Annotated in this window: 4 protein-coding genes and 1 pseudogene; 1 reads left to right on the forward strand and 4 read right to left on the reverse strand. The window is 57.6% G+C overall.

Annotation, left to right across the window (positions count from 1 at the left end):
* From OQK_RS31195 to tssI, 4 genes and pseudogenes are all read right to left on the reverse strand, one after another.
* A pseudogene (locus OQK_RS31195) lies at positions 1–1,126 on the reverse strand (lipase family protein); the annotation flags it as partial.
* The gene (locus OQK_RS11365) at positions 1,123–1,908 is read right to left on the reverse strand and encodes a hypothetical protein (RefSeq protein WP_016772495.1); all 786 of its coding nucleotides are present in this window, start codon (positions 1,906–1,908) and stop codon (positions 1,123–1,125) included. The gene OQK_RS11365 and the pseudogene OQK_RS31195, both read right to left, overlap by 4 nt.
* Positions 1,905–2,753 (reverse strand): DUF4123 domain-containing protein, encoded by an 849-nt coding sequence (locus tag OQK_RS11370; protein ID WP_016772496.1) that lies wholly within the window; start codon positions 2,751–2,753, stop codon positions 1,905–1,907. Before OQK_RS11370 ends, OQK_RS11365 begins: the two co-directional genes overlap by 4 nt.
* Complete coding sequence (gene tssI, locus OQK_RS11375) at positions 2,750–4,774, reverse strand: type VI secretion system tip protein TssI/VgrG (RefSeq protein WP_016772497.1); 2,025 nt, start codon at positions 4,772–4,774, stop codon at positions 2,750–2,752. Before tssI ends, OQK_RS11370 begins: the two co-directional genes overlap by 4 nt.
* A gap of 699 nt (positions 4,775–5,473) precedes the next feature.
* Here tssI and OQK_RS11385 point away from each other — a divergent pair.
* Positions 5,474–5,917 (forward strand): type VI secretion system ImpA family N-terminal domain-containing protein (locus tag OQK_RS11385; protein ID WP_038860867.1); only part of this gene is annotated, 444 nt, incomplete at its 3' end.

The raw sequence follows: 5,917 nt of genomic DNA on the forward strand, positions 1-5,917 counted from the left end.
ACTCGTCATGGTGGCAGATGAAAGCTTGGGTATCAGTACTGTTGTCTTTGTTACGGTCATCGAGACAGTGCAACTTGGCCGGGTGTTCTTGTTCGTCGCCCAACGCGGGGTCATTCACTTCGGGGTAAAGGTTCGGGTCGAACGGCACCACTTCCAAGCGTTTCGAATACGGCACGTCTTCGTACAGTGGGTAGTATTTCTGCGTTTGCGAGTCATCGACCTTCCACAACTCGTCGAACTGCGGTAGCGCGTGGCCGAACCAGTTGCCGCTGCTGGGCTGTACCGGAAAGCTTACCGTGTCGGTCTGCACCGGTTGAGTGTTGGGTTCCTGTCCGAAATCGGTGTAGCTCAGCGTCGCCATCACCGACAGCTGATAAAGGTTGAGCGCGCAGAACGCGTCGCCTGTCGACAGCATTGGCCGTAGCGCTCTCATCGGCCGTACTTCCAGCACATGGTGTTTGTTCGGCAGCAGTGCGACGCCCTTGGGCGGCGGCGGGGAAAACCCCAGTTCGACGGTGGCCATCTCCGCCGCACTCAAGATTGTGTGCAGTCCGCCATCCGCAGAAGTTTTATCGACGAGCGTGAAGTCTCTGGACTTCGCCGCCGATCGCATGAGCTTGTGCGCCGCCCTCTTCGGAGGGTCGCGACGAGCAACCAGTGGTGGCAGGTGGGCGATGTGCTTTACCAGTTCACTGACTTCGACCTGACAGTACGCGTCGGTTTCGGGCAGGTCCTTGGCGGGGTTTGCCTGGGTGCGAGTGCCTGTTTTGTGGAAGAAGCGGGTTTTTTCGGCGCGGACTTGGAGTTCGGTGATGGGAAGGGGATAGTGGGGGCGCTTTTGCAAAAATGTGTAAGATTTTTCGCTGCCTTGATAGCGGCTCTTCAATTTGAGTACTAGCGGACCGCAATAATGATCGTCGATCTTTGCAGATCCAGTCGCATCAAGTTTTCCGCTATGGACCGTGTCTTCGTAATCAATCACTTCGTAAGACAGACCAGCGTATGGCTTACCGTCGCCGAATTCGTCCACTAGCTGGAAGCTGGTACGATGGCCGCGTTTAGGGCAGGCATGTATGTCGCCCTGCATGAAGCGCAAATCGGTCGCCGAGGGAGTCTCAATGTTCATGGTGCCCCTTGCTCCGTGCATCCCGGATAGATGGTGCAAACCCGCCCATCGACCATTTTAAAAGTGCTGAAATTTGTGTCGTTGCCGTAGCAAAAGGCGTATTGATCCTCGAAGTTCTCACCCATACAGCGCTTCCAGCCGCGGGTTACTTTGATCCAGGTATCGCCGATGGCTGGAAGTTCTTCACTTGCCAGCCTGACCTTCAGCGTCACCGTTTTGCCCTCAAGTTGAGTCAATGTGTACGCCGTGGAAGGTCTCGTTCGCAGCACGTTGCCCTGAGCATCCATGTTTTTGCAGGTCAGCAGTTTGATCAGGAAACGATGTGGACCGACGGTGCGGAATGACCACCTGCATTCACCATAAAACTCCCCTGCACCGTCCTCGTTGAAAGTGCCCTTTAGTCGTTCCAGCAACTCTGGACGCACGAAAATCGAGGCGTAGTCCATGCTGAAGTTGCTTCGGCCTTTTCCATAAAAACCGATGAGCTTGATTTCCACTTTGTTGAGCGCCAACGGACAATCGCTGACGGTTTTGTACAACTCGATTTCCGCAGTGCTTACATATTCCATGGTGGGTTTATTGAAGCTCACCCAGAAATCCGGCTTTCCTGGCACGCGGCAGGTTTCACCCGCTGCGGGCAGGTAGATAGCCTTCAGCTCATATTTGAATCCAGGTGGAAAATCCGGAACAAACGTAAACGTGTTCGGGGTCTTCACCGTCGTACAACCCACCAGCAATCCCAGGCAACCACTCAGCAGCAACCCTCGTTTCAAGTTCCTCATCGACCTACCTCTCCCTGCCAATACAACGCTTCCTGATATACCCGCTCAAAATGCATCGCCGGATCTTCACCGGGTTTGGGCAGCCATGATTTGCCTGGCCGATATCCCGGTAACTGCAAACTGCGGGTCAGCAAGAAATGCACTTGCTCCGGTTGTTGCCAGCCCCACAATTGCGTCAGTTGAATCAGGCCCCACAGCCACTCATCGACGTCGAGCTGTTCGGCCAGCGTGGCCATTGCTTCGGTGTGTTCGCCGACCAGGTAACGGCGGGTGTTGTCGAACAGCACGTTGGCGTAGATCAGCTCCGGGGTCGGCGTGTGCAGCCAAGGCGGATCCATCGGCAGCGGGTGGTGGCCGGGGTCCGGGTTGTCGATCGCGTTCCATCGCTCTGCGTGCCAATAGCAGACGCTGTTGAATGGCCCGAGAAACGCCGCGCGGTGCTCGGGTTGCAGGTGCGCCAGCGCACGGCCCAGAACCCGGTTGTCATGCACGCGGTACACCGCCTGATTCGGGCGTTCGCCGGTTATCAGGCGCTCGCGCCAATGCGCCGCCAGCGCGTCAAGTTCGACGTGACGGGCACTGGCCAGCCAGCCCCAATTGCGCTCGGGCGTGGCGAGCAAGATTTGGATGGCGGGATGCTGCGCCGTATCGATTTGCAACAGCAGCGGGCCGGTCGGCACCAGCGACTCGGCCGGCGTGCCGCTGTAGAGCGGACGAAACCGCTCGGTGCCGAGGTCGCGGGTCAACGCAGCGTGCTCTGCGCTTTGGCCCTCGGTGTCGAGCATCAGATACAGTTCACAGCCGGCGCGGGACTGAGCGTGCAACCATTGTTCGACCGGGCTCATGCGACTTCTCCCAGCTCACACTGACCCGCTGCGCAGGCTTCGCACAGCGGGCAAAAATCCGCTGCCTGCTGGCGGGCACTGTTGACGATCGACAGCGGCGTGGCGTTGATCGCAGCTGGCAGGCCGGCCTCAACTTGCAGCGGTTGTAGCGGTGCAAGACCCGGCAGTGGCGCGCCGCCCTGAACGATGGGCACGCTGCTGAAAATCCCGCCGGCATTGATCACGATGTGATGACCGCCCGCTGACAGCGTCAGGCTCATGCCGGCATCGATCACCACGTTGCTTGCCGTGACATGCGCCTGCTGGCCGGCCTGGATCACCAGAGCGCCCAAGGTCTGGCTGCTGGTGCCGCTGACCTGCAACAAGTCGTCGGCGTTGATTACTGTGCTTCGCAGTCCTTGATGAGTGCGCGAATCCTTGCCCTCGATGAGACTAGTGCTGTCATTGCCGACATGCTCATGGCGGTCTCGAGTGATCAGGCTGCGGCTGTCGTTGAGGATCAGTTGCTCAAGGTCGCGCTGCGCGCGCAGGTAGATCTTCTCCTGCCCGGCGCGATCCTCGATCGACAGTTCGTTGTAGCCGCCATTGCGCGGTGAGCTCTGGCTGCGTAATACCGTGCGGGTTTTACTCGCCGGCAAGGGATGGGCGACGGCATTGACCTTGTTGGCGATGCAGCCGGTAATCAGCGGTTGGTCCGGGTCGCCTTCCTGGAAGGTCACGACCACTTCCATGTCGACCCGGGGAATGGTCACCGCACCAAATCCGTCACCTGCCCAACTGGAAGCTACGCGTAACCAGCAGCTGCTTTTTTCGCTGTTGCGTTCAGCGCGATCCCAGGGAAACTCGACACGAACCCTGCCGTACTCATCGCAGAAGATCTCCTCTCCGGGAGGCCCGGTAACGCGCGCGGTCTGGCAGACCAGCAAGGGTCTTGGCGCGGGCAAAGGCGGGCGGAAAACCACTTCTGCGGGAATGGCCCTGAAGGTATTGCGGTAGCCCTGGGAAAAACCATCGGCAGGTTTCGCCTCGCTGCTGAAAGCCTCTTCGAGCACTGCCGGTTGCTTGCCTTCGTGACTGAGACTGACCAACAGCCACAACTCGTTGCACTCGGCCCTGGGATGTTCGCTCAGCTCGAACAAGTGACCGCTGCGCAAAATCGCCTGATCGCTTTTGCCTTCAATCCATTGATAGTCGCTGCGATGGCGCTCCAAGGCCTGACGCGCCAGCTGTTTGCCGTGCTTCTCGGACTTCATCAACAGTGGATAGCGATACTCCTCCAGAGCCGGCGTGAACTCTGCGGTGAAGCGGCTTTCCAGCAGCAGGCTTGGCCGCTTGAGGTCATAGTCACGGCGGGTGACGGTGCTGGTACGGGTGTTGAAGCCCATGGTCAGGTGGTTGACCACCGGGTGTTCGGCAACCATGCCGCTATCAACCCGAAAGGCTGTCGTACCCAATTTGGGTGCGAACACCGGGCTGTCGCTGAATACCAGTAAGTGCCCGTCGAGCGAATGTTGATGGTGCCAGGCGATACCCTCTTCGGCGCACAGACGCTGAATGAACAAAAAGTCGCTTTCGCCGTACTGCGTGCAGTACTCACGAGGCTCACCGGCGGCGACATTGAACGTGAAGTCATCGGCCTGGATGCCATGCCCTTTGAGCACTTGCGCGATGATCTGCGGCACGGTCAGTTGCTGGAAAATCCGCTGGTCGTGGCTCAGTTGCAGATAATGCAGCGCCGGTACCAGTGTCAGTTCATAACGGGTCAGGCGCTGGCCTGATTCGCCGAGCATGACGTTTTCGATCCGCCCGTGAATGCCTTCGCCCGCTGAACCGAACTGCAGAAACGCAGGTTGGCTGAGCAAGCTTTCCAGATCGAAATCCGCGTGCTCGCTCACCAGCTCAAGGCGAAATGCGTACAGCTGACTGATGGCTTCGGTGCCCGTGAACGCGAGCACCTTGAAGTCGTGACGAATGGCGGGGATATGCAGAGAGAATGGCGCGCAGTGGCCTTTGCCGAACATGGGCTTGTCCTTAAGCAAAGTGAGTCAAAGCGCGATGCTGTCCTCCCTGATCGCCGCGCATGAAAAGTGGCCAGGGCAAGCTAGCGGCGCGGCAAACTAATTGATGTAAGAAGTATCCCTGAAATTTGTCAGAGTATTCCGGTGTGGAAGTCTTGGTCGTGATGCAAGAACTATCTGAAGGACGCGGCTTCGATAACTATCGAGTTGGCAGTGTTTGTTGGCGCGGGAAAGTTTCAGAATAATGAAATGCCATCATTATAGTGGCACTTTTTGCGTTGATCGTTGTCGCGGAAAACTTGTTGAGGCAAACCAGCTATTTTCGGAAGTGTCCTACTTCTATTTTTTTTTGAATTTGGCATGCTGCACGCCGCTCGAGGATACGAGCGTCAGGTAAACTCGCCCGGCTGCGGCGCAGGGCTCTGGGTCAAGGGTTTGCCGGGGGCTGGTAAAATCCGCCAGTTAATAAACGGCCTCAGGGAAACCCCTGCGACATATAGGGCGATCTCCTACAGACCGCAATGAACAGTTCGTCTTGTTGTTTAATCAGATGCTTGCTAGTGGCCATCATAGTGATTACGATGCGCCCACTTGAAAGAGCACATCTCAATTGGATGAGTCGCTGAACTGCTCTTCGATACTGTCCCGCGTTGCTGAAACTCCATTCGCGCGCATGACTGTAATCCTTAATAAAGGCCATGGATGTCCTACTCAAGCAAACTTTCCGCCCATTACCTCGAACTCGCAAAAGTCTCTGTTTCCAAAGAGAATTTCGCGGGCGAAGACGTTCGTTTTTCGAGCGAATTCGAGGCGCTGGAAAGTGAGCTGGCCAAGGCTTCGTCGATGCACGAAAGCGGGCAGATCGACTGGCTGAAAATCCGCGAAAACAGCGAAAATCTGCTGCGTACCCAATCCAAGGATCTGCGTGTCGGCGCCTGGCTGACCTGGTCGCTGTACCAGCGCGAATCCTTCCCCGGGCTGCTCGCCGGCCTCGGTCTGCTGCACCATCTGTCGGAAAACAACTGGGCCGACGTTCACCCGCTCAAACCCCGCACCCGTGCCGCCGCGATCGGCTGGCTGGTGCCGCGTCTCGAGCAGGTCATCACCGAAAACATTGCGATCAAAGAGCAGTTGCCGATGTTCCGG

It is taken from the genome of Pseudomonas sp. R62 (assembly GCF_000257605.1).
In the GTDB taxonomy this organism is placed as follows: domain Bacteria; phylum Pseudomonadota; class Gammaproteobacteria; order Pseudomonadales; family Pseudomonadaceae; genus Aquipseudomonas; species Aquipseudomonas atacamensis.

Coding starts and splice junctions, on each gene's coding strand:
- OQK_RS11370 (WP_016772496.1), bottom strand. CDS start 2,753: ATGAGCCCGGTCGAACAATGGTTGCACGCTCAGTCCCGCGCCGGCTGT.
- tssI (WP_016772497.1), bottom strand. CDS start 4,774: ATGTTCGGCAAAGGCCACTGCGCGCCATTCTCTCTGCATATCCCCGCC.
- OQK_RS11365 (WP_016772495.1), bottom strand. CDS start 1,908: ATGAGGAACTTGAAACGAGGGTTGCTGCTGAGTGGTTGCCTGGGATTG.